We start from the raw sequence: 22,883 nt of genomic DNA on the forward strand, positions 1-22,883 counted from the left end.
TTTATGGGCAGGCACCGGCGGCATTGACCGCCGGCGCCGTCTTTTCAGGGCATCAGGCCGCGATGAATTCGTTCCAGCGGCGGACCATGTAGCGGTCTTCGTCCATGACGGAGTTCCAGCACGCGACCTTGCCCATGCGTTCCTCGAAGGAGCCGCCATCGCGCACCGCGCCGGCCTTTTCCATGACCTTGCCGTCAGGCGCGATGATGTCGCCCTGCGCCGGCTTGCCTTCGACCCAGTAGCCCCACTCGTCGGCGCTCATGTGCTCCTTGGCCGTTTCCATGGCGGCGGAATAATAGCCCTGACGGTTGAGGTAAGCGCCGACCCAGCCCGAGGTGTACCAGTTGATATATTCATAGGCCGCATCGAGCTTCGCGCCCGAAAGGTGCTTGGCAAGCCCGAGACCGCCGCCCCAGGAGCGATAACCTTCCTTCAGCGGCTGGTATTTGCAGGCGATGCCCTTGGAACGGACCGCCGCGACGGCGGGCGACCACATGGACTGGATGATGACTTCGCCCGAGGCCATGAGATTGACGCTTTCGTCGAAGCTCTTCCAGAAAGCGCGGAACTGGCCGTCCTTCTTGGCCTTGATGAGGAAGTCGATGGTCTTGTCGATCTCCTCCTTGGTCATGTTGCCCTTGTCGGCATATTTGATGTTGCCCACGGCTTCCATGATCATCGCCGCATCCATGATGCCGATGGAGGGGATGTTGAGAATGGAGGTCTTGCCCTTGAACTTCGGGTCCATGATATCGGCCCAGCTGGTGATGTCGCGGCCGACGAGATCGGGGCGGATGCCGAGCGTATCGGCATTGTAGATGGTCGGAACCATGGTGAAATAATCGGTCTCGCCCTTGGCGAACTTCTTGTCGCCGGGCTTTTCGACGAAACCGACCGTGTGCGGGGCCGTGCCCTGCGCCACGACGCTGTCCGGCTTCAGCTTGCCGTTTTTGAACAGCGGCACGATCTTGTCGTAATATTTCAGCTTCTTGATTTCCATCGGCTGGATGACGCCGGCCGGATAGACCTTCTTCAGGATCCAGTATTCGATGTCGGCGATATCGTAGGAATTCGGCTGGGTGACGGCGCGCTGGGCGGCGGCATCCGAATCCGTCGCCGTCATTTCGAGCGTGATGCCGAGATCGGCCTTGCACTTTTCGGCAATGGCGTTGAGGTTCGATACACCCGTGCCGAACTGGCGGATGGTGATCGGGTTCTGCGCCCAGATGGTCGGGAAGCCGGTGATGAGGCCGGAGCCGATCGCCGCACCCGTGGCGGCAGCGCCCGCCTTCAGGAGGCCGCGGCGGGACAGGCCCTTTTTGCTGCTGGTGGTATCGGTCATTTCAAAGTTCTCCTCTGGTTATTTTTGGGGTCACTTCTCTACCCGGCCGAGCACGATGGCATCGGCCGCATTCCATGAAAGCGGTATGGCGTCTCCGGTCCTGACCGGATTTTCGAAGAAGGCGGCATCGCTGAGGATGACGTTGAAATCCTCGATGCCCGCGCCGGTCACGGCGATCTTCACGCTTGCGCCGCGATATTCGACATTCGAGACGATGCCGGTGAAACCGAGGCTCGGCTGCTGCGCCTCACCGACGCGCACCCGGTCGGTGCGCACGGCGATATCGACTGCGCCGTCATCCGGGGCGACGCCGCTTGCGGTGAAAGTGCCGCCGCCCGCCACTTCGAGCGTGACGAGATCGTCCGTTTTTTCCCGTAAACGCCCGGAAATGACATTGTGGTCGCCCATGAAGCGGGCAACGAAGGCGGTGGCGGGACGCTCGAACACCTCACGCGGGGTGGCTGCCTGTTCGATGCGCCCGTCATTCATGACGACGATGATATCGGCCAGCGCCATGGCCTCTTCCTGGCTGTGGGTGACGTGGACGAAGGTGATGCCGAGCGAGGTCTGCAGCTTCTTCAATTCTGCGCGCATGCGGATCTTGAGGAACGGATCGAGCGCTGAAAGCGGCTCGTCCAGCAGCAGCGCCTCGGGATCGGTAATCAGCGCACGCGCCAGCGCCACGCGCTGCTGCTGGCCGCCGGAAAGCTGGGCCGGACGGCGGCTGGCATAGGGTTCGAGCTGCATCAGCCGCAACATTTCGAGCGCCTTCGCCCGGCGGGTTTCTTTGTCCACGCCCTTCATCTTGAGGCTGAAGGCGACATTGTCGACGAGATCGAGGTGCGGAAACAGCGCGTAGGACTGGAACATCATCGCCGTGCCGCGCCGGGCGGGCGGCAGATCGGTGACGACTGTATTGCCCAGCCGAACATCGCCGCTGGAGATGCTTTCGTGGCCGGCAATCATCCGCAATGTCGAGGTCTTGCCGCAGCCCGACGGGCCGAGCAGGCAGCAATAACTCCCGGCCGGAATCTTCAGGCTTATCGCATGCACGGCGGTGGTGTTGCCGTAAATCTTGGATACGGACGCGATGTCGATTGCTGCGGCTTTGCTCATAAACACTCTCCTGCGACGTCTTTGTCATGCAGGAGGCGTGCCAACCGGCTTAGCTATTGATGTAAAATGATATTTTTCTGCGCTCCGGAAACCCGTGTGCGGACCTGCCCAATTTTACAGCGATTGTTTTCGATTCATTGTAGAAATTGTATGCAATCCGAAACCCGAAATGCCCCGCGCTTCACCCGGCCTTGAACCGGTCGAAAGCGGTGAGATATTTGACGGTGGGATCGGCGTCCCAGCGGTAGATTTCGGTCCGCAGGAAATGCAGTTCCTCTTCGAGCTTTTCCTCCGGCAGTTCCACCCACCAGGATTTCGGCCGGCCATCGGAACCGTCCGACCAGCGATAGCCCCGCTTTTTCAGGTGATCCTTCATATCGAACGGGCTGTTTTCCGCATAGAGGCGCACCCTTGAGCGCCGGCTCGCGTCATGGAGTTCGGCAAAGGGCGTGCTGCTCTGGCAGGGGCGCGTCTGCTCCAGCACTTCCAGCAGGGCGAAACAATCGTCCACCGCGCGATGGCCATCGTGAAAATAGCCGGATTGCCCGATCAGATAACCGAGCTTGTTGCCCTCGAAACCACGCGCGCGCCAGTCTATTTCCGAAACGGAGCAGGCCCACGCCTTGTCCCTGAAGATCGGCGAGAAGGCCTCACAAAAGGGACGGTCGAAACCGGCATTGTGGGCGATGATCAGATCGGCATGGACGATAAGGGAGGTCAGCCGATCCATGTCTATCGACTGTCCCGCGACCATCTCGTCGGTGATCCCGGTCAGGCGGGTGATTTCTTCGGGAATGGCGATACCCGGCTGCCGCAACCCGCCATAGATGCCGGTGACATCGCCGATTGTGCCGTTATCATCGAACGTGAAGGTGATGACGCCGATTTCGATGATCTCGTTCGTGCGATGGTCGAGGCCCGTCGTTTCCGTATCGAGGATCACACCCTGGCGGGAAAATTCCGGCCTTGGCCGATCAACGACCGCGCGTGGCTGCAGCCGGCGCAGGACACGATAATTGCCGGTGGATTGAAGATAGGCGGCAAGGGCCTCATCGTCCGTACCGGTCTTTTGGGCCGTTTCGCGACCACCCGCTTTTCGCCCTCTTTCAGCCTGCGGAAGCCGCGCTGCCGCGGGTGCGAAAAAATCCAACTGGGAGGTCATTATGCGCCTGTCCGCCGTGCCCGGAAATCAAGATTGAGTATTCCAACATATGCGCACAGGCTCACAGTAACAACAGCGGTCGCTCTCATCCACAGAAACGGCATAACTCACGGGGTACAGTTAAGGGTTGCGGCTTCAATTTACGATGGTAAAAAAAGCGCACCGTTCCCGTGTTCAGGAGAGAAGAAGAATGCCGCTTCCATCGCCTTCCAACCCGAAAACGCTCGCTGACCAGAGCCGGCTGAAGCTGTTTCCGCTGCAAAGCGGGCCGCATTTCGCCAATGCAGGCCTTACCAACGGGGCGAGCGGCATTGTCTTTACCGGCTATACGCGCGATGCGAGCCTCGACAACGAAGCCTTTTCCTGCTGCGGCAGTTACACCCTGCGCAATTCCGTCCACGCCGCGATTGCCGGCACGACAAGCGACAATTGCACGGTCTTTGCCCTGAAGAGCATCATCAACCAGCGCCCGTGCCTGGCGGTCGGGAAGTTCGACCCGGATGGCAAACCGCTGCCATTGTCGAAGTCGGAATTCGAAGAGGTCACCAAACCCCTGTTCCAGTTCGCGGACAAGGTTTCGCCGATTCTCGGCAGCGAACCGGCGCCGGGCATCCAGATCCGCAGCGGCGACGCCTCCTATAATTATCAGGTGGACGCACGCAGCGGCCGCTTCCGCTTCACCTATAAGGACGCCATGAACGGCGGCCGGTTCGGACCTTCGGCCGACGGCAATTTTTCCCTGGAACATGACGGCCATCGCCTCGCCAGAATAAGCGCCGGCGGCAGCTATAGCAGCTCGGACAATTCGATTGCCGCCTCGGCCTATCGCGACATCGAATCCCGCGGCTTCGAAACGACGGTGCGCAGCGGCCAGGCTTCCGCCATGTTCGGAAGAACCTACACGGAAAACGCCATTACCCGCAAAATTGGCGTCGGTTACGGCGACACCTCGTTCCGGCGCGAGGATACGCCGGGAGGAACGATCAAGGAAACCCTTGGGCACAAGCTGGACAAGGTCACGCTTGAAGTCTCCCGCACGCGTGACCGGGCGAAGGGCACCGAATATATGCTGACCATCAAGATGGAGCTTTGAGGCTTCGGCAAGCGGAACGGCCGCGACAGCGATTCCTCAGGAGGCCTGCCGGTCGAGAAGGTTTTCGCAATTGGCCGGATTGCCGATGATCTCGCTCGTCCTGACGATGGAGGCGGCATCCGCCGTTATCTTGACGATGCAGTCGCGGCGATGTTCCTTGATCTTCATGCCCTCGGTTTCCGAGACCTGCGCCTGCCCGTCGACGGTCTTGACTTCGCGCCTGTTGCTGAGGCCGGCATAAATCTCCCTGTCTACTTTCAGCCAGTAGGATTCGGTTTCGCCGTTTTCGATGATGACCTTGTTCGGGCGGCCGAGTCGGGCGATTGCGGCCTCACGCGGTTGCCCCACGAAACCTGCGACAGTGCGGGAAATCTCCGTCTCGCCGGCACTGGTGCACGCCGCAACGACGGCCAGCACGGCCGCCAGACATCCTCTTTCAAGCCATCTCATTTCCAGATCATTCCCTACAAAACCTCGCCGGCCCCGGTTCTCGGTCGGCATCCGGGGCAAATCTAGGCACGATCATTTTGCACGGAAAGATGGAACGGCCGCAAAGCCGATCAACTTGTTATGATCAGACCTGTCGCGAAAGGACGATTTACCGGTTCGGCGCGCGCCTTTTTTACCTGTTGCGGAACACAGTGCAGGGAACGCCAGCCCGTCGGATATCGCCACAAAGCGCATTGGCTTCGGCTCTGGTTTCCCGGCCGATGCGGGCGGCATAACGCGGCCGCGAACCGAAATTCCCGCCCCGCTGCCGCACGATCAAAGCCCGCTCGGCATTCAGCGGTTCCGAAAGCTGCAGGACCGCCCGGGTGAAAAGCCGGTTCGCCACGGCCGGATTATAATGCGCCGCAAGCTGCACGCCCCAGGGCGCCCAGTCCGCCGATGCAATGAGAACGGGATCGTTCATGGTGCGGGTGTCGGCGAGACGCACGCAGGCATCGAGGAAGGAACGGTTGTCATCCAGCGCCGGCGCCGCCTTTTCCGGCGGATTGTCCTTCCATGTCTCCACCGGATAACCGGTGATCGCGAACACATAATCGCGGGTTTCTGTCGGCAGGCGACCGTTGGCGATGAAGTTCCGCAAGCCCGCCTCCCCCGCATTGTAAGCTGCGGCGGCAAGGCCGAAATTGCCGAACTGCACGTTCAATTCGGAGAGATATCGGGAAGAAGCCTCAAGCGCGGCGATGATGTTGAAACTGTCTTCGAGACCGCGCAACCGCGCCGTTCCCGGCATGAACTGGGCAATGCCCTCCGCCCCCTTCGGACTGACCGCATTGGGCCGGAACAGGCTTTCCCGCCAGATCAGCCGGGCGAAATAATCCGGCGGAATGGCATGGCGGGCGGCGAGAACCTCGATGGCATGGCAAAGATCGTTATTGTAACTGTCGGCGTTGATGCACAGGTCCGGCGCAACATCATGGGTATAGGCGCAGGCGGCTTTTTCCCCTGCGGGCTCTTCGGCTTGCGCCTCACCGAAGGCTGCGGTCAGCAGACACAGGGCAAGAGCCATGCGGCTTGTCGATATCCCTGCCAAGCGAAAGTCCCCGAAAATTCCAGACGCGATGTGCCGATTATCGGCCAATCCGGAAGATATGCCCAGCTTTCCGGCTTGTCATCACGTATCGAACATCGAATGGACTGGCGCCATCGGATGGGGCGCGGACGGCGGGCAGCCCCTTTTCAGTCAGTAATGGAGGGCCAATATTCTCTCGACGTCATCCTCGGCCCTGTGCCGAGGATCTAATCACGTCGAATAAAATCAATACGTTGCAGATCCTCGGGACAGGCCCGAGGATGACGTCGGCGTGATTGGCTCGGCTTGCTGCGGCCTCACTCTAGAAGTCCTGCCACTCCTCATGCTTGACGGCAACCGCAGCGGAACCGCGCGCCGCAAGCGGGCGGGATGCGCTGCGATGCGAGCTCACCGGCGCGGATTGCTGCTCGAAGCCGCTGCGCGCGGAGGCGGAGGAGCGCGGGGTGTCCTCGAACCGGAATTGCCCCAGAAGTTCGAACAGGGCCGCCGCTTCCCGCGCAAGGCTGTGGCTTGCGGCGGTCTGCTCCTCGACCATGGCGGCGTTCTGCTGGGTGCCCTGATCGACGGTGTTGACCGCCTGATTGATTTCCGCGAGCGCCGTGGACTGTTCGCGCGCCGCATCGACAATCGCAACGACATTGGTGTTGATATCCCGCACCTGCTCGGCGATTTCCTGCAGGGCCGAACCCGCCCTGGTGACGAGGCCGACGCCGTTTTCCACCTGCGCGCCGGAGGCATTGATCAGGCTCTTGATTTCCTTGGCGGCCGTTGCGGAACGCTGCGCGAGTTCGCGAACCTCCTGCGCAACCACGGCAAAACCCTTGCCCGCTTCACCCGCGCGGGCGGCTTCCACGCCTGCATTCAATGCCAGAAGATTGGTCTGGAAGGCGATTTCGTCGATCACGCCGATAATGTTGGAAATCTCGCGCGATGATTTTTCGATCTGGTCCATGGCGCCGATCGCATCGCGCACCACCTGGCCAGAATGTTCCGCATGGTCGCGGGCACGGGCGACGATCTTGCCGGCCTCTTCGGCGCGGCGGCTTGAATCGTTGACGGCAGTGGTGATTTCTTCGAGCGCGGCTGCCGTTTCCTCGATCGAGGCAGCCTGCTGCTCCGTGCGTCTGGCGAGATCGTCGGCAGCGGACCTGATCTCGTTGGAACCGGACGAAATGGCGCCGGCATTTTCAGACACCAGCGTCATGGCCCTTTTCAGCTTTTCCGAAGCCGCGTTGAAATCCGTGCGCAATCTTTCAAGCGAGGGGATGAAGGGTTTGTCGATGCTCTGGGCAAGATCGCCCTCGGCCAGATCGGTGAGGCACTGCGCCAGCTTTTCGACGTTTTCGACGCGGCCGGTCACGTCGGTCGCGAATTTGACGACCTTGAACACCTTGCCGTTGAGGTCGAAGATCGGGTTATAGGACGCCTGAATGAAGACCTTGCGGCCGCCCTTGCCAAGCCGCATGAACTCGTCCGCCACGAGATCGCCGCCGGCCAGCCTTTCCCAGAACTGCTTATATTGCGGCGACTGCGTATAGGCCGGTTCGCAGAACATGGAATGGTGCCTGCCCTGCACCTCCGCCAGCGAATAACCGAGCGCCGCCAGAAAATTCTCGTTTGCCGTCAAAACCTCGCCGTTCGGGGAGAATTCGATAATGGCCTGCGCCCGCGAGAGCGCATCGATCTTGCCCGCATCTTCCGCCGCCTTCAGCTTGCGGTCGGTAATATCGGTGGCGATCTTGACCACCTTCACCGGCTTGCCGCGACGAAACACCGGATTGTAGGACGCCTCGATCCAGACTTCCCGGCCGCCCTTGCCGATACGCTTATATTGCCGCTGATCGAACTGGCCGGCCGAAAGCTTGGACCAGAAGCCCTTGTAATCCTGCGAGGACACGACCGCGGGTTCCACGAACATGCTGTGGTGCCGGCCGACGATTTCCGAAAGCTCATAACCGAGCGCCCGACAGAAATTCTCATTGGCGGTGAGAATCTTGCCCGAAAGGTCGAATTCAATGATGGCCTGGGATTTGGAAAGCGCGGCGAGAACCGCGAAAGCATTGGCACCACGATCAAGAATACTCACGCGCGTTTCTCCGATGAAAAGGGATGATTTCTATTCAAAATCATTCGTGAATATTATGATTACATTATTAAATAATATTTAAGGATAAAGTTGATGTTCGTCATCTGAAGTTGCAGATAGCGTGGCAATGTGTTGCCTGCCGGTGTTCCCGCGCTGCCGCTTTTTTGGGAACGTTCGGCGCATGGTCGCATTCTATACCGAATGGGGAACCGGCAATGGCCGGCGAATTTCCGCGTCGGCACGACGACGATTTCAATTTGGGAGGAACACACTAATGAAAAAGAACACGATCTGTATCTGGTACGACAAGGATGCCGAGGCTGCGGCCAGATTTTATGCCGAAACCTTTCCAGATAGCGCGGTAACCGGCGTTCACCACGCGCCGAGCGACTATCCCTCCGGCAAGAAGGGAGATGTGCTGACGGTGCAGTTCACCGTGGCAGGCGTTTCCTGCATCGGCCTCAATGGCGGGCCGGTCTTCAAGCAGAGCGAGGCTTTCTCGTTCCAGATATCGACCGAAGACCAGGAAGAAACCGACCGTTACTGGAACGCCATCGTCGGCAATGGCGGCGAAGAAAGCGCCTGCGGCTGGTGCAAGGACAAATGGGGCGTCTCCTGGCAGATCACGCCGCGCGTGCTGATGGAAGCCATGGCCGCCGGCGGCGCGGAGGCCAAACGCGCCTTCGACGCGATGATGGGCATGAAGAAAATCGACGTTGCCGCCATCGAGGCTGCACGTCGCGGTTGACTGGCGAAAGCTGTTCAGCAGCAAGTAGCAACGCAAGTCGGAAACAGTAAGCACTTGATAAACAAGATCAAATTCCGATTTTCCGCATTTGTCGCACTTTTTTCGCCGCGCAGAATGGGCTGCGCGGCCAGTCATCATAAAACGTTCAACAAACTGTAAGCCATCCGTCAAAGACGGCTGTTAGCAGAGCCCGTGGCTACGTGCCGGGGACATGAGGTCCTTGCCGAGCAGGCCATCATTCCATCAACGGGGCTCAACTCATGAAATCTTCCGCTCTGACTTCCTTCGTGGCCGGCGTCGCCATCGCCGCCGCCTTCGGCGCCACGGCTGCCCAGGCAGAAAAGACCAAGTTCGAATTCTGGTACGGTCTTTCCGGCGATCTCGGCGACCGCGTTCAGGAAACCTGCAAGAAGTTCAACGACTCCCAGGCCGAATTCGAGATCGTCTGCACCTCGCAGAACGATTACGAATCCACCCTGCAGAACACCATTGCCGCCTATCGCGCCAAGAAGCAGCCCGCCATCACCCAGATTTATGACGCCGGCACGCTGGACATGATGCTGTCCAAGGCTTTCGTTCCCGCCAAGAAGCTGATGGCTGACAATGGCTACAAGATCGACTGGAACAATTATTTCCCCGGCATCGCCAATTATTATGCCACGGCTTCGGGCGAGCTGAACTCCTTCCCCTATAATTCTTCGACCGCGATGTTCTATTACAATGTCGACGCTTTCGAAAAAGCCGGCATCACCTTCAAGCCCGACACCTGGGAACAGGTCGAAGAAGCTTCGAAGAAACTGAAAGCCGCCGGCTTCGAATGCCCGCTCGCCTTCAACTTCGACACATGGATGCTGATGGAGCAGTTCTCCGCCATCCACAACCAGCCGATCGCCACCAAGGCCAACGGTTATCAGGGTCTCGACGCGGAACTTGCGATCAACAAGACCAAGTTCGTCGACCAGGTGAAATTCTTCAAGAAGATGCAGGACGAGAAGCTGTTCGTCGTCAAGACCAAGCAGCTCGGCATGGATATCCTGCCGGCCTTCACCTCGCAGACCTGCCAGATGTTCATGACTTCCATCGCCAACCACGGCACCGTCGGCAAGTCCATGCCGGAAGGTGTGAAGTGGGACGTCACCATGCTGCCGATCTGGAAGGGCACCGAGCGTCACAACTCGCTGGTGGGCGGCGCTTCGCTGTGGGTTCTCGCCGGCCGTCCGGAAGCTGAATACAAGGGCGCTGCCGCATTCCTGAACTTCATCGCCCAGCCTGACATGGTTGAGTGGTGGTCGACCGTCACCGGCTACATCCCCGTCACCAAGACCGGCTTCGACGCCATGAAGGCCAATGGTTTTTACGACAAGGCCCCCTATAAGGGCCGCGAAAAGGCCATCGAGAGCCTGACGTTTACGCCGCCTTCCGAATATACCCGCGGCATTCGCCTCGGCGGTTTCACGCAGATCCGCAAGGAAGTCGCCACCTCGCTCGAAGCCATCTTCATGCAGAACGCCGATATTCAGGCCGAACTCGACAAGGCCGTCGAGCGCGCCAACACCGGCCTGCGCCGCTTCGAAAAGACCTATGAAGGCGCCAAGCTGAACTAAGCGCGCTTCCATCGCCGTCAAAGGCCTGTCCGGACAGCCGTTCGGACAGGCCCGCCGAAATCTCGAACCCTGCCGGACTCCAATGGAAAAGCGTACCGTCTTCAAAAGCACATGGCTGCCTGTGCTCTTCGCCCTGCCGCAGTTCCTGCTTATCCTTCTGTTCTTCTATTGGCCGGTTGCGGCGGTGCTGAACTGGGCATTCACGCTGGAGCCGCCCTTCGGCGGCCAGGCGGAATTCGTCGGTTTAGCCAATTTCATCGAAACCTTCGGCGATCCGCTTTATTGGCAGTCGATCCTCACCAGTCTGATCTTTGCGATCGCCGGGCCGTTTTTCGCGATCCTCATCGGCCTCGTGCTCGCCCTTGCGGTCGATCGCCAGCTTCCCGGTTCCGGCTTTTTCCGGGTGCTTTATATCCTGCCCTATGCGATTGCCGGTCCCGCCGCCGGCATGGCCTTCCGCTTCATCCTGTCGCCGGAACGCGGCATCGCCGCATCGCTGAATTCCTGGTGGCCCGATATCTGGAACCCGGCCAAATACGGCGAGCACGCGCTCATCCTCGTCATCGTCATCTTCATCTGGAAATGGGCGGGCTACACCTTCATCTTCCTGTTCGCCGGCCTGCAATCCGTGCCGCGTTCGCTGACGGAGGCCGCCGCCATGGACGGTTCCGGGCCCATTCGCCGCGCCATCGACATTCAGGTGCCGCTGCTGGCGCCGACCCTGTTCTTCCTGACCGTCATCATGATGACCGAGGGTTTCGTCGGCGCGGACACGTTCGGCATCGTCGCCTCCACCACCGAGGGCGGCCCCAACCACGCCACCGAAGTGATGGTCTACCGCATCGTCAGCGAGGCCTTCGAGGGGCTGAACTATTCCGGCGCCTCGGCGCAGAGCCTCGTCCTCATCGGGCTCATCATGGTCTTCACCTTCATCCAGTTCCGCTTCGTCGAGCGGCAAGTCCATTACAAGTGAGGCGGCGATGATCCAGCGCACACCCTATGCCGACGCCCTGACCTATGCGATCATGGTGGCCGGCTTCTTCCTGCTCATCGGTCCCTTCATCGTCGTCATTTCCGGCGCCAGCCAGTCGGTCCAGCAGGTCAACAGCGTCCCCTTCAACTTCATGCCGCAGGGCGAATTCCTCACCAATGCGCAGGCCGCCTGGCAACGCGCCAATCTCGGCAACGCCCTCCTCAACAGCGTGATCATGGCGACGCTGGTGACCATCGGCAAGGTGGCGCTTTCGGCTTTCACCGCCTTCGCCATCGTGTTCTTCCGCTCGCCGCTCAGACACCTGTTCTTCTGGACGGTGTTCATCACCCTGATGCTGCCGCTCGAAGTGCGCGTGGTGCCGACCTATTCGGTCGCAGCCGATCTTTTCCAGCCGTTCCGCTCCATCCTCGGCCTGTTCGGCATCGAGGTCACGCTGGAATGGAACCTGCTGAACTCCTATGCCGGCCTCACCCTGCCGCTGATCGCCACCGCCACCGGCACCTTTCTCTACCGGCAGTTCTTCATGACGATCCCGGACGAGCTGGCGGAGGCCGCGCGCATGGACGGTTCGGGCGCGGCGCGTTTCTTCGTGGACATGCTGCTGCCGCTGTCGCGCACCAACATGCTGGCGCTCACCACCATCATGTTCGTTTATGCCTGGAACCAGTATCTGTGGCCGCTGCTGATGGTCACCGACCCGTCCTACAAGACAGTGATGATGTCGCTGCGCGCGCTTTTGCCCGCCGATGACGGCACGCCGGACTGGAACGTCACGCTGGCCGGTTCCCTCATCATCATCCTGCCGCCGCTTCTCGTCGTGGCCTTCCTGCAACGCTGGTTCGTCCGCGGCCTCGTCTCGTCCGACAAGTGACAGCGCGGCTTTCAACAACAAGGTTTTCCCATCATGGCTCAGATCGATATCCGTCAGGTCCGCAAATCCTATGGCAAGACGCCCACCCTGCACGGCGTGGACCTCACATTCGACTCCGGCGAATTCGTCGTCATCCTCGGCCCGTCGGGCTGTGGCAAATCCACGCTTCTGCGCATGATCGCCGGTCTGGAGGACATCACCTCCGGAGAGATCGCCATTGGCGGACGGGTGGTCAACACACTGGAACCGCGCGAGCGCGGCTGCGCGATGGTGTTCCAGAACTATGCGCTTTACCCGCATATGTCGGTGGCCGGCAATATCGGCTATGCGCTGAAGGTGGCAGGCGTTCCCAAGGCCGAACGCCAGCGCCGCATCGAGGAAACCGCAAAGATCGTCGGCCTTTCCGATTATCTGGAGCGCAAGCCCGCGGCCCTTTCCGGCGGCCAGCGCCAGCGCGTCGCCATGGCCCGCGCCATCATCCGCGAACCTGCCGTGTTTCTTTTCGACGAACCGCTCTCCAACCTCGACGCCAAGCTGCGCGTGACCATGCGCGCGGAAATCCGCAAGCTGCACCAGCGCCTCTCCGCCACCTCCATCTTCGTCACCCACGATCAGGTGGAGGCCATGACGCTGGCCGACCGGCTGGTGGTTATGAACAGGGGCAATGTCGAGCAGGTCGGGCATCCGCTGGATATTTATCATCGTCCGGCCAGCACCTTCGTGGCCTCCTTCATCGGCTCGCCCGCCATGAACCTGTTCACGACAAGGGTGGAGGTAGAGTCACCTGCCGTTATGCTCGCCGGAACCCCGGTGAAACTCTTCCCCGAAACCGCGTTGGAACTGCGCGGCCGCGATGTGACGGTTGGCATCCGCCCGGAACAGTGCGTGGTCAGCACGGATGGCGCCGGCGTGCCCGCAGTCGTGGATTTCGTCGAGGAACTCGGATCGGGCCGCATCGTGCATGCCGATATCGCCGGCGAGACCTTCTCGGCCGCCATCGGTGAGGACCTTTCGGTAAAACCCGGCCAGCGCATCCACCTCGATCTCCCCGCCGCCCACCTTCATTTCTTCGATCCGGCCACCGGCAAGCGGATCGAAACCGAGGGCGCCGTCGAAACCACCCGTATCGGCAACGAGAAACTGCTGGCGGTTTAGGCCCGCGTAGGATGCCTCCGGTGCGGTTTCGGATATAGTCCAACCGCACCGGCTCCGGAAGCGATGGTGCCGGATAATTGATTAAGTCTGACAAATCACATCAGAAAACATATTTAATATATTGAATTTTATATACTTTCTTATGGAGGCTTGACAGCGAAGCATCCGCCATCAACTGTCTTGCCGCGGCCACTCCGCCGTTGCACTTCAAAGATGACCGAGCGGCTGCCGCCACGGGATCATCGCCAGATGCAGAATTTCAGCAAAAATCTTTCGGTTCGGAAATCATAATCGGAATAGTCTTTGCCGCGCCAATCCCCCGGCGGGGATATCGTCGCGACGAGCAAAGGCCTGCCTGCGGCTGAAGCCCTCCGCAACGCGCCGCGCAAGCCAAAACATCGATGAAAGTGAAGCCCAATGGCAAATGATCGCAAACTGCATCTCGGCGCCTTCATGCGGCCCGTCAGTCTCCACACCGGTGCATGGCGTTATCCGGGCGCCTTTCCGGATGCGAATTTCAATTTCGCCCATCTGGCGCGCTTCGCACAGCAGCTCGAGGCTGCGAAGTTCGATGCCTTCTTCATGGCCGATCATCTGGCGGTGCTGAACATGCCCACGGAGGCGCTGCGCCGCAGCCACACCGTCACCTCCTTCGAGCCCTTCACTTTGCTTTCGGCGCTCGCCGCCGTCACCTCCCGCATCGGGCTGGTCGCCACCGCCTCCACCACTTTCGATGAGCCCTATCACGTCGCCCGGCGTTTCGCCTCGCTCGATCACCTCAGCAGCGGTCGCGCCGGCTGGAACATCGTCACCACGTCAAATCCAGACGCAGCCCGGAACTTCGGCCGCGAGGAACAGCCGGATCATGCCGAGCGCTATGGTCGCGCACGGGAATTTTACGATGTCGTCACCGGCCTCTGGGATTCCTTTTCCGACGATGCCTTTATCCGGGATGTCGAAAGCGGGCTGTTCTTCGATCCCGAAAAGATGCATGTGCTGGACCACAAGGGACCTGAATTTTCCGTGCGCGGACCGCTCAATATCGCGCGCCCGGTGCAGGGTTGGCCCGTCATCGTGCAGGCCGGAGCTTCCGAGCCGGGACGCCAGCTTGCCGCCGAGACGGCTGAGGTTGTTTTTGCCGCAACACCCACGCTTGCGGCGGGCAAGGCTTTTTATAAGGACGTCAAGGACAGGACCGTCGCCGCTGGCCGTTCGCGCGACGGAATTGTCATCCTGCCGGGCGCTTTCGTTCTCGTCGGCGACAGCGTGGAGGAGGCGAAGGCCAAACGCGCCCGGCTCGACAGTCTCGTCCATTATGACAGCGCAATCGCCTCGCTCTCGATTGCGCTCGGCCACGATGTTTCCGGCTTCGACCCCGATGGTCCCCTGCCTGATATTCCGGAAACGAACGCCAGCAAATCCAGCCGTGAAAGGGTGATCGAGCTTGCCCGAAGCGAGGGCCTGACGGTGCGCCAGCTTGCCCAGCGGCTGGGCGGTTATGCAGGTCTTGCCTTCGTCGGCACACCAAAGACCATCGCCGACGAGATGGAGCAATGGCTCCATGAGGAGGGTTCGGATGGTTTCAACGTCACCTTCCCTTTCCTGCCGGCCGGCCTCGACGACTTCACGACGCAGGTGGTGCCGGAACTGCAAAGGCGCGGGCTATTCCGCAAGGACTATGAGGGGCCGACATTGCGCGACCATCTCGGCCTGCAACGACCGGCCAATCGTTTTTTCACCTGAATAAAGCGCCGTCGCGCCGATTGCGCTCCCGGTAGGGAGATTTTCCACGCGGCTCGCAAAGTTTGGCATGAGGTTCCAGAAGGGCGGATTGACCTTAAAAACACCCGCCCATACCCTTTAAATACATAAAATACATAAATTAGGTGAATTAATATGAAGACTGAACATTCCCGCCGCCAGATCCTCAAATTCGGCATTGCCGGCGCTCTTGCCGCACCGCTTGCCACGGGCAAGGCGCTGGCCCAGAGTTCCCCGGAATTTCCTGCCGAGCTGAAGCTGGACTGGGGATTTTACTCCTCCCATACGCTGCTGATAAAGAACAAGGGCTGGCTTGAGGAGGCTTTCAAGGATGTCGGCACGAAGATCACCTGGGTGCAATCCCGCGGCAGCAACAATTCGCTCGAATTCCTGAAGGTCGGTTCGACGGATTTTGCCGGCTCGGCCGCCCTTTCCGCCTTTCTCGCCCGCGCCAATGGCGTGCCGCTGAAGGTGATCTATGTGGCGAGCTGGGGCGGTTCTTCCATCATTCAGGTGCGCCCGGATTCGCCCATCAAAACCGTCGCCGATCTCAAGGGCAAGACCATTGCGGTCACCAAGGGCACCGCGCCCTATTTCACCCTCGTCCGCGCGCTTGACCAGAACAAGCTGTCCATCGACGACCTGAAGGTCGTGAACCTGCAGCATCCGGAAGGGTTCAACGCGCTTCAGCAGGGTCAGGTGGATGCCTGGGTCGGCATCGATCCACATACATCCCAGGCCGAGCTTGCCGGCGACCGCGCGATTTTCGACGAGCGCAGCTGGCGCGACGGCAGCGTCTTCAGCGTCTCCGAGGAGTTTCTGGCGAAGTACCCGAAAGCGGTCGACAGACTTCTCGGCGTCTGGGTGCAGACGCAGAAGTGGATTCGTGAAAACAAGGGCGAATTCATCGATTTCGTCACGCAGGTCACCGGCAACGATCCCAAGATCACCAGGCTGACAATCGAGAAGCGCGACTGGAATAATCCCGTTCCGGGTGAGGAATTGCTGAACTCGATCCGCATCGTCACGCCGCTTCTGGGTGACGACGTCCTGCGCCCCGGCGTCAATGTCGACAATGTCCTCTCCTCCCTGAGCGACCCGGCACCGGCGAAAAAGGCGCTTGGCGCATGAATTCCCATCCGCGCGAATTCCAGCGCGTGAAACAGACTGCGGGACAATTCCCTTCCCGATTGCCGCTTGTGCAGAGGGTGGGGAATTTCCTTGGCCGTTTCGACCTGCGCGGCGCAATCGTGCCCGTCGGGTCGCTGCTGCTGCTTGAGCTTTTCGTCCGCCTCGGCTGGGTCAGCCCCTATGTGCTGCCGCCGCCTTCCGAACTTTACGATACGTTCCTGCGGCTTGCGGAAGGTCCCCTGTGGACGAATGTTGCGGCCAGTACCGCGCGCGTCTTCGTCGGCTTCGTCATCGGCTCCCTGCTCGCCATCGTCGTCGGTTCGCTCGTCGGTCTGGTGATTGCCGCCGAACGTTATCTCGAGCCGACGTTTCAGGCGCTGCGGGCGGTCCCGAGCCTTGCATGGGTGCCGCTGCTGATGATCTGGTTCGGCATCGGCGAAACCTCGAAAATCGTGCTGATCGCCAAAAGCGCGTTTTTCCCGGTCTATCTCAACCTCTTTTCCGGCATCCGAAATGTCGACCGCAAGCTGGTGGAGGTGGGCGAGATGTATCGCCAGCCGCTGCCCGTGCTGGTGTGGCGGATTTTCATTCCCGCCTCGTTGCCGCATCTCTTCACGGGCCTGCGTTACGGGCTGTCACTCGCCTGGCTGAGCGTCGTTGCGGCCGAGCTTCTGGCCGCCTCGGAAGGTATCGGCTACATGCTGTCCGACGGGCGGGAGCTTTCCCGGCCCGATCTCGTCATGATCGCCATCATCTGCCTTGCGGTACTGGGCAAGATTTCCGACAGCCTCTTCAAGATCGTCGAAGACCGCTGCCTGCGCTGGCGCGACACCTATCCGCTTCAGCAGGAAGGACGCCTGCGATGAGTTTGCTCAATGTCGATGTGCGCGAAAAGGCTTTCGGCGACACGGTGATCCTTCAGGATATCCAGCTCACGCTGGGCGATGGCGAAGCGGCGGTTCTTCTCGGCCCCAGCGGCTGCGGCAAGAGCACATTGCTGCGCATCGCCGCCGGCCTCGACCGACGTTTTTCAGGCGCGGTCAGGGTTCAGCAGGACGAGGAGCAGACATCCAACTCACCGCCCATCGCCTTCGTCTTTCAGGAACCCCGCCTGATGCCCTGGCTGACGGTTGCCGAAAACATCGGTTATGCGGCCGGGAGGAAATATGATGTCGGGCGGGTGGAAAGGCTGATCGACGATGTCGGTTTAAGCGGCCATGGCGGGGCGCTGCCGAAAGCCCTTTCGGGCGGCATGGCGCAACGTGTGGCAATCGCAAGGGCGCTCTACACCGAGCCGCGCATTCTGCTTCTCGATGAACCCTTCAGCGCGGTCGATGCTTTCACGCGGATGAAGTTGCAGGATCTGGTGCTGAAGCTCGTCGAACAGCGCGGCATCTCCTTCCTGCTCGTCACCCACGATATCGACGAAGCGCTCTATCTCGGCGACCGGATTTACATGATGGGCGCCCATGACGGCCGTATCCAGCAGCGAATAGAAGTGGACGTGCCGCGCCCGCGCGACCGGAGGGCGCCACAGCTCGCAAGCCTCAAGAACGAGGTACTGACCGCCCTGCACAATGCCCACGTCATCTGACGGCTGAGATTTCACCCGAGTAATCGGCGTGAAGCTGGCAGGCGAGGCTGAGCAGTGTAAAATCGGCCGCATCGGCAAGCCTGCGGCCGGTCAGCGTCTCCACCCGCTGCAGCCGCTGATAAAGCGTGTTGGAATGAATGTTCAGCGCCTGCGCCGTGCGGGCGACGGACTTCCCCTCCTGAATGTAACGCGAAAGCGTTTCATGCAGGGTGCGATGTTTGGGATCGCGCAGCAGTGGTGCGAGAATCTGCCGCGTGAATTCAAGAACATCCTGCCTCGCCCTGCCCTCCAGCAACAGCTCCACCCCCATGTCGCGGTGGCGCAAAAGCCCCGATTGGCCGCGTCGCAGCAAAGCCTCGCTTGCCTGCGCAGCCAGATCGCGCGCGGCAAGATGGCCTTCGTTCGCATCGTAGATCTCGCTCGTGCCGATGCAGATGGCATCTTTGCCGGCAATCTCGGCAACCGCCCGCAGGTTTCGCTCGAGCGCTGCGGCGGTGGAGGCGGAAACCAGCATGACGATCTGCTCGTCCTCGTGAAAGATGAGGGAATTCGACGCCGTCATTGCCTGCTGCAAATCGGATTGGGACTTGTAGAGGGATAGCTGCGGATTGGCCGAAACATCGCGCGTCGGCCCCCGCGCCACAAACACCTGATGGTAACGATCAAGCCGAAAGCCCTGATGGCCGCGACGGCCATCGGAATCGACGCCGGCGGCCAGCGCCTCGAAATGCGCTTTCGTGCGGGCATTCAGCACATCCATCCGCGACATGTCGTGCACGAAATCCAGCGCCACGAATGTCGCCAATGTGCCGAAAAGCACCTGGTGGAAACCGGCATCGCCCGAGGCCCTGAAATGAAACTGGCCGACAGGGGCCTCCGCAACTTCCACCGTCTGCCGTAGCGTTTCACCGTCTTCCGTCCAGCCGGCGGAGCGATAGTCGAGACCAAGTACATTCTCGAAGCGGAAATCGACGCGAAACAGTCCGGCAACGGCATGAAGCTGCTCCGTCAAGCCGCTGCCCGCCGCGAAGATGCGCAACAGCGCCTCATGCAATGCGACGGCACGGTCCAGTTCGGCATTCTTGCGGGCAAGGTCGCTGCGCATCTGCTCCAGCCGCCGCGAGGTGGCGACGGCGTTTTGATAGGCGAGCGAACGTTGATAGGCGACCGCGATCTGCGTCGCCAGCGATTCCAGAACAGTCCTGTCGAAGACCGAAAAAGCGCCGTCGCTGGAAAAACACAGCGTCGTCAATGTGCCCAGACGTTTGCCCTCCGCCATGACGGGAACACAGAGCAGGGCATTCGCAATCTCCGACCGCTCCATGAAAGACTGGCTTTCTGGACGCATGACGCGGTGGGCGGCGATGATGTTCTGCCTGCCATTGTGAATGGCCGGCCGACCGGTGGCGAAAACCTCGCCCGAAACGGACTCGTTCGGTTGGACGCGATAATGGGTATAGTCGTCGGGCAATCCCTCATGCGAGACGGGAATGAGAAAACCGCTCTCCTCGTCGAACAGGCGAAAGACCCCGGCATCGCAATGGGGCAGCACGTTCATCACTTCGCGAAGGACATTATGCACGATCTCCTTTTCATCCAGCGAATTGATGACCGCGGAATTCACCGAAGCCAGCATTTCGAAGGTTCTCGCCTGAAGGCCGATAACCCCTTCGTGTACAGCCTGAAGAATTCGGCCCACGACCTTCTCGCCGTCACGGTCGCAGATCTCAAACTCCGTCCGCTTGGCGGTATAATAAGAATGATCGACCGAAAGATGCCGATTTCCTTCTTTTATTTCAACGATATGGGAGATTCTGCCCGACAATTCCCGGTCGTCGGCATCGATGGTTCTGAGCTGAACCGCCTGCGATTGCACCAATTCACGCAGGATGGGATGCGCATGGAGATCGATTTTCAAGCGCAAAGCCTCCTGTGTTAATGCACATTAAGTTTCATATTTTTATGGCGCTTTCAACATATGAATTTTCCGTGACGGTGACACAAACTTAAAAATCAAAAATAATGGGGACCACTAAAATGCTTTCTGCGATAAAACGCCGCCATATTATCATTGGAATGCTGTTCGTCTGCTGGGTCGTCGGCTTTCTGGACAAGACCGCAATCAACTATGCGATCATTCCGATCAGCGAGGAATTCGGCCTTGGCACCGATCATCAGGGCATGATCATCAGCTCCTTTTTCCTCGCCTATTCGATGACACAACTGGTTGGCGGCTATCTTGTCGATCGCTTCGGTTCGCGCCGGGTATTGAGTTCGGCGGTGGCCGTCTGGTCGTTAGGCACGGTCGCCTCCGGCGTCGTCACCAGTGCGGTTGGACTGGCCGCCGCGCGGGCGATCACGGGTTCGGGGGAAGCGATTTTCCCGGCCGGAGGATCGGTCGCGATCACCGAAAATTTCGAGAAAACCCAGATGGCCCGCGCCAAATCGGTGCTGCAATCGGGCGCCTCCGTCGGCTTCGCGCTCGGCGCCATCGTCATCACCACTCTGATTTCGTTCTATAGCTGGCGCATCATGTTCTTCGTTCTGGGGTCGGTCGGCGTCATTCTGTCAATTGCGCTCTACACCGTCATGAAGCCGCGCTCGCAGACGCTGGCGGCACGAGACGCCGGCCCTAGGGTTTCCGAAAAGCAACGCATCGCCGGATTGCTGAAAAATACGCTGACCTGGAAGATCGCCTCGGTCTATTTCTTCACCAACATCGTCTTCTGGGGCCTGCAATCCTGGCTGCCTTCCTACTGGGTAAAGGTCAAGGGCATGAGCATGGTGGAAATGGGCGCATATTCCATGATCCCGCCAGCGCTCGGTTTTGTCTCCTTCCTCACCTGCGGCTGGCTGCTGGACCGCTTTTTCCACCAGAAGGAAAAATACCTCATCTGCATCGGCGCTGCCGTGTCGGCGATCTTCATCTATCTGATGGCCAACGCGCAATCCATTCCGCTGGCCTTTGCCTATCTGTCGGTCTCGAACGTGTTTCTCAACGCCATCTCGATCAGTGTCTTCGTCAGCATCATGAAACACTTTCCGCAGAATTCGATCGGCACGGCCACCGGCCTCATCAATTCGCTGGCACAGCTTGGCTCGTTCGCCTCGCCAATGCTCATCGGCGCCGTGCTTTCCGCCACCGGACAGAATTACGGCATCGCCTTTGCGGTGATCGTCGGCTGCGCCGTGATCGTCTGCGCCATCGCCGCCACTTTCCCTGCCATTCACGGCAACAAAACCGTTGAACAGACCGCCTGAAGGAAGACCATGACTTATATCGACATCATCGAGCGCACCGTCGCCACCCATGCGGATAATCTGAAATCCGTGGCGGATGCCATCTGGTCTTTCGCCGAAATCCGTTACGAGGAAACAAAGTCGGCGGCCCTGCTGGCGGACGAGCTGGAAAAAGCGAGCTTCGCCGTCACCCGCAATGCCGGCAATATCGAAACCGCCTTCGTCGCCAGCTATGGCGAAGGCCACCCCGTCGTGGCCATTCTCGGTGAGTTCGATGCCTTGACCGGCCTTAGCCAGGAAAGTGGTGTCGCCAGCCACACGCCGATCACCGAGGGTGGAAACGGCCATGGCTGCGGCCATAATCTTCTCGGCACTGGCGCGCTTGCGGCAATCCTCGCGCTCAAGGCCTGCAAGGACGAACTGAAGCTTGAAGGCACGATCCGCTATTACGGCTGCCCGGCCGAAGAAGGCGGCGGCGGCAAGGCCTATATGGCCCGCGAAGGCCTGTTTGCCGATGTGGACGTCGCCTTCACTTGGCATCCATGGGACGAAAACCTCGCTTACAATGCGCGTATGCTGGCCACCAACCAGCTCTATTTCACCTTTCGCGGCACCAGCGCCCATGCCGGGTTCGAGCCGCATCTTGGCCGCTCGGCGCTCGATGCGGTCGAGCTGACCAATGTTGGCTGTAACTACCTGCGTGAGCATATCATTCAGGACGGCCGCATCCACTATGCCATCACCGACACGGGCGGGCGGGCGCCCAATGTGGTGCAGGCGCAGGCGCAGGTGCTCTACAAGGTCCGGGCGCCCAGAATGGATCAGGTCCGCGACATCACCGAACGGGTCAAGGATGTCGCGCGCGGCGCGGCGCTGATGACTGGAACCGAGCTGCAGATCACCTTCGACGCGGCATCGGCCGATCTCGTGCCGAATGTGACGCTCGCCCGGATGATGCATCGGGAATTCGAAAAGATCGGCGTTGCCGCCTTCTCCAACAGCGAGAAGGATTTTGCCGGATCCATTCAAAAGACCTTCTCGGCCGAAGTGCAGACCCGCATCGCCAGACGCGGCAAGGTCCTTTCGGAAGACCTGAACGGTTTTCAGGAAGAGCCAACCTTCCTGCACGGTTCAACCGATGTCGGCGATGTCAGCTGGCTGGTGCCGACCGGTCAGGTCTATGTGGCGACCGAGGCCTATGGCACACCGCCCCACACCTGGCAGATGGTGGCGCAGGGAACCTCGGGTTACGCTCACAAGGGGATGTTGCAGGCCGGCAAGGTCATGGCCGCCTCCGCCGTGCAAGCGATGCTCGATCCGGCAATGATCGCCGCGGCGAAAGCCGAGCATCGCGAGCAGTTGAACGGCGAAAGCTATGTGCCGCTGATACCAGCGGATGCGACGCCGCAGCGCCTGCGCTGAGGTGCAGGGGCGGCGTTTCGGCCG

Annotated in this window: 19 protein-coding genes; 12 read left to right on the top strand and 7 right to left on the bottom strand. The window is 60.1% G+C overall.

Annotated features, from left to right (window positions below):
• Nucleotides 1-52 precede the first annotated feature (52 nt).
• The 3 genes from ACIK7D_RS17725 to ACIK7D_RS17735 all read right to left on the bottom strand — a co-directional run bounded on the left by ACIK7D_RS17725 (nt 53) and on the right by ACIK7D_RS17735 (nt 3,620).
• On the bottom strand, nt 53-1,342 hold the full coding sequence (locus tag ACIK7D_RS17725; protein WP_400156963.1) for a PotD/PotF family extracellular solute-binding protein: 1,290 nt from the start codon (nt 1,340-1,342) through the stop codon (nt 53-55).
• A 30-nt stretch (nt 1,343-1,372) separates the two neighbouring features.
• A complete protein-coding gene (locus ACIK7D_RS17730; RefSeq protein ID WP_400156964.1) occupies nt 1,373-2,458 on the bottom strand; it encodes an ABC transporter ATP-binding protein in 1,086 nt (361 codons plus the stop codon).
• Nucleotides 2,459-2,639: 181 nt separating this feature from the next.
• Nucleotides 2,640-3,620 carry a 3'-5' exonuclease gene (locus tag ACIK7D_RS17735; RefSeq protein WP_400156965.1) on the bottom strand — a complete coding sequence of 327 codons (981 nt, stop codon included), beginning with the start codon at nt 3,618-3,620 and terminating at the stop codon, nt 2,640-2,642.
• Between the two features lie 190 nt (nt 3,621-3,810).
• Here ACIK7D_RS17735 and ACIK7D_RS17740 point away from each other — a divergent pair, with 190 nt between their 5' ends.
• A complete protein-coding gene (locus ACIK7D_RS17740; RefSeq protein WP_080820853.1) occupies nt 3,811-4,713 on the top strand; it encodes a hypothetical protein in 903 nt (300 codons plus the stop codon).
• A 36-nt stretch (nt 4,714-4,749) separates the two neighbouring features.
• Here ACIK7D_RS17740 and ACIK7D_RS17745 read toward each other — a convergent pair whose 3' ends face one another.
• The 3 genes from ACIK7D_RS17745 to ACIK7D_RS17755 form a co-directional block, all read right to left on the bottom strand.
• Nucleotides 4,750-5,163, bottom strand: coding sequence for a hypothetical protein (locus ACIK7D_RS17745; RefSeq protein WP_400156966.1), 414 nt, complete (start codon nt 5,161-5,163; stop codon nt 4,750-4,752).
• Nucleotides 5,164-5,335: 172 nt separating this feature from the next.
• Nucleotides 5,336-6,229, bottom strand: a complete 894-nt coding sequence (locus tag ACIK7D_RS17750; protein ID WP_400156967.1) for a transglycosylase SLT domain-containing protein — start codon at nt 6,227-6,229, stop codon at nt 5,336-5,338.
• Between the two features lie 325 nt (nt 6,230-6,554).
• Nucleotides 6,555-8,339 carry a methyl-accepting chemotaxis protein gene (locus ACIK7D_RS17755; RefSeq protein ID WP_400156968.1) on the bottom strand — a complete coding sequence of 595 codons (1,785 nt, stop codon included), beginning with the start codon at nt 8,337-8,339 and terminating at the stop codon, nt 6,555-6,557.
• Nucleotides 8,340-8,613: 274 nt separating this feature from the next.
• On the opposite strand from ACIK7D_RS17755, the gene ACIK7D_RS17760 reads away from it, so the two are divergent.
• The 9 genes from ACIK7D_RS17760 to ACIK7D_RS17800 all read left to right on the top strand — a co-directional run bounded on the left by ACIK7D_RS17760 (nt 8,614) and on the right by ACIK7D_RS17800 (nt 18,197).
• Nucleotides 8,614-9,087 carry a VOC family protein gene (locus ACIK7D_RS17760; protein ID WP_400156969.1) on the top strand — a complete coding sequence of 158 codons (474 nt, stop codon included), beginning with the start codon at nt 8,614-8,616 and terminating at the stop codon, nt 9,085-9,087.
• 260 nt (nt 9,088-9,347) lie between these two features.
• The gene (locus tag ACIK7D_RS17765) at nt 9,348-10,691 is read left to right on the top strand and encodes an extracellular solute-binding protein (protein ID WP_400156970.1); all 1,344 of its coding nucleotides are present in this window, start codon (nt 9,348-9,350) and stop codon (nt 10,689-10,691) included.
• 82 nt (nt 10,692-10,773) lie between these two features.
• Entirely contained in the window at nt 10,774-11,664 is an 891-nt protein-coding gene (locus tag ACIK7D_RS17770) for a carbohydrate ABC transporter permease (protein ID WP_004432873.1), read from the top strand.
• Between the two features lie 7 nt (nt 11,665-11,671).
• Complete coding sequence (locus tag ACIK7D_RS17775) at nt 11,672-12,556, top strand: ABC transporter permease subunit (RefSeq protein ID WP_400156971.1); 885 nt, start codon at nt 11,672-11,674, stop codon at nt 12,554-12,556.
• A gap of 33 nt (nt 12,557-12,589) precedes the next feature.
• Nucleotides 12,590-13,711: a sn-glycerol-3-phosphate import ATP-binding protein UgpC gene (locus tag ACIK7D_RS17780; protein WP_080820846.1), complete on the top strand. Its 1,122-nt coding sequence runs from the start codon at nt 12,590-12,592 to the stop codon at nt 13,709-13,711.
• 417 nt (nt 13,712-14,128) lie between these two features.
• Complete coding sequence (locus ACIK7D_RS17785) at nt 14,129-15,454, top strand: LLM class flavin-dependent oxidoreductase (protein ID WP_400156972.1); 1,326 nt, start codon at nt 14,129-14,131, stop codon at nt 15,452-15,454.
• 153 nt (nt 15,455-15,607) lie between these two features.
• Complete coding sequence (locus ACIK7D_RS17790) at nt 15,608-16,603, top strand: aliphatic sulfonate ABC transporter substrate-binding protein (protein WP_127757521.1); 996 nt, start codon at nt 15,608-15,610, stop codon at nt 16,601-16,603.
• A complete protein-coding gene (locus ACIK7D_RS17795) occupies nt 16,600-17,469 on the top strand; it encodes an ABC transporter permease (RefSeq protein WP_127757520.1) in 870 nt (289 codons plus the stop codon). Before ACIK7D_RS17790 ends, ACIK7D_RS17795 begins: the two co-directional genes overlap by 4 nt.
• Nucleotides 17,466-18,197, top strand: a complete 732-nt coding sequence (locus ACIK7D_RS17800; protein WP_400156973.1) for an ABC transporter ATP-binding protein — start codon at nt 17,466-17,468, stop codon at nt 18,195-18,197. Before ACIK7D_RS17795 ends, ACIK7D_RS17800 begins: the two co-directional genes overlap by 4 nt.
• Here the strand turns inward: ACIK7D_RS17800 and ACIK7D_RS17805 are convergent.
• The gene (locus ACIK7D_RS17805) at nt 18,190-20,115 is read right to left on the bottom strand and encodes a helix-turn-helix domain-containing protein (RefSeq protein ID WP_400156974.1); all 1,926 of its coding nucleotides are present in this window, start codon (nt 20,113-20,115) and stop codon (nt 18,190-18,192) included. The genes ACIK7D_RS17800 and ACIK7D_RS17805 overlap by 8 nt on opposite strands.
• A 119-nt stretch (nt 20,116-20,234) precedes the next feature.
• On the opposite strand from ACIK7D_RS17805, the gene ACIK7D_RS17810 reads away from it, so the two are divergent.
• Both ACIK7D_RS17810 and ACIK7D_RS17815 read left to right on the top strand, forming a co-directional pair.
• Nucleotides 20,235-21,458 carry an MFS transporter gene (locus ACIK7D_RS17810; RefSeq protein WP_400156975.1) on the top strand — a complete coding sequence of 408 codons (1,224 nt, stop codon included), beginning with the start codon at nt 20,235-20,237 and terminating at the stop codon, nt 21,456-21,458.
• Between the two features lie 9 nt (nt 21,459-21,467).
• Nucleotides 21,468-22,859: an amidohydrolase gene (locus tag ACIK7D_RS17815; RefSeq protein WP_400156976.1), complete on the top strand. Its 1,392-nt coding sequence runs from the start codon at nt 21,468-21,470 to the stop codon at nt 22,857-22,859.
• The last annotated feature ends 24 nt before the right edge of the window (nt 22,860-22,883 follow it).

Source organism: Agrobacterium sp. P15N1-A, from assembly GCF_044626815.1.
Lineage (GTDB): Bacteria > Pseudomonadota > Alphaproteobacteria > Rhizobiales > Rhizobiaceae > Agrobacterium > Agrobacterium leguminum.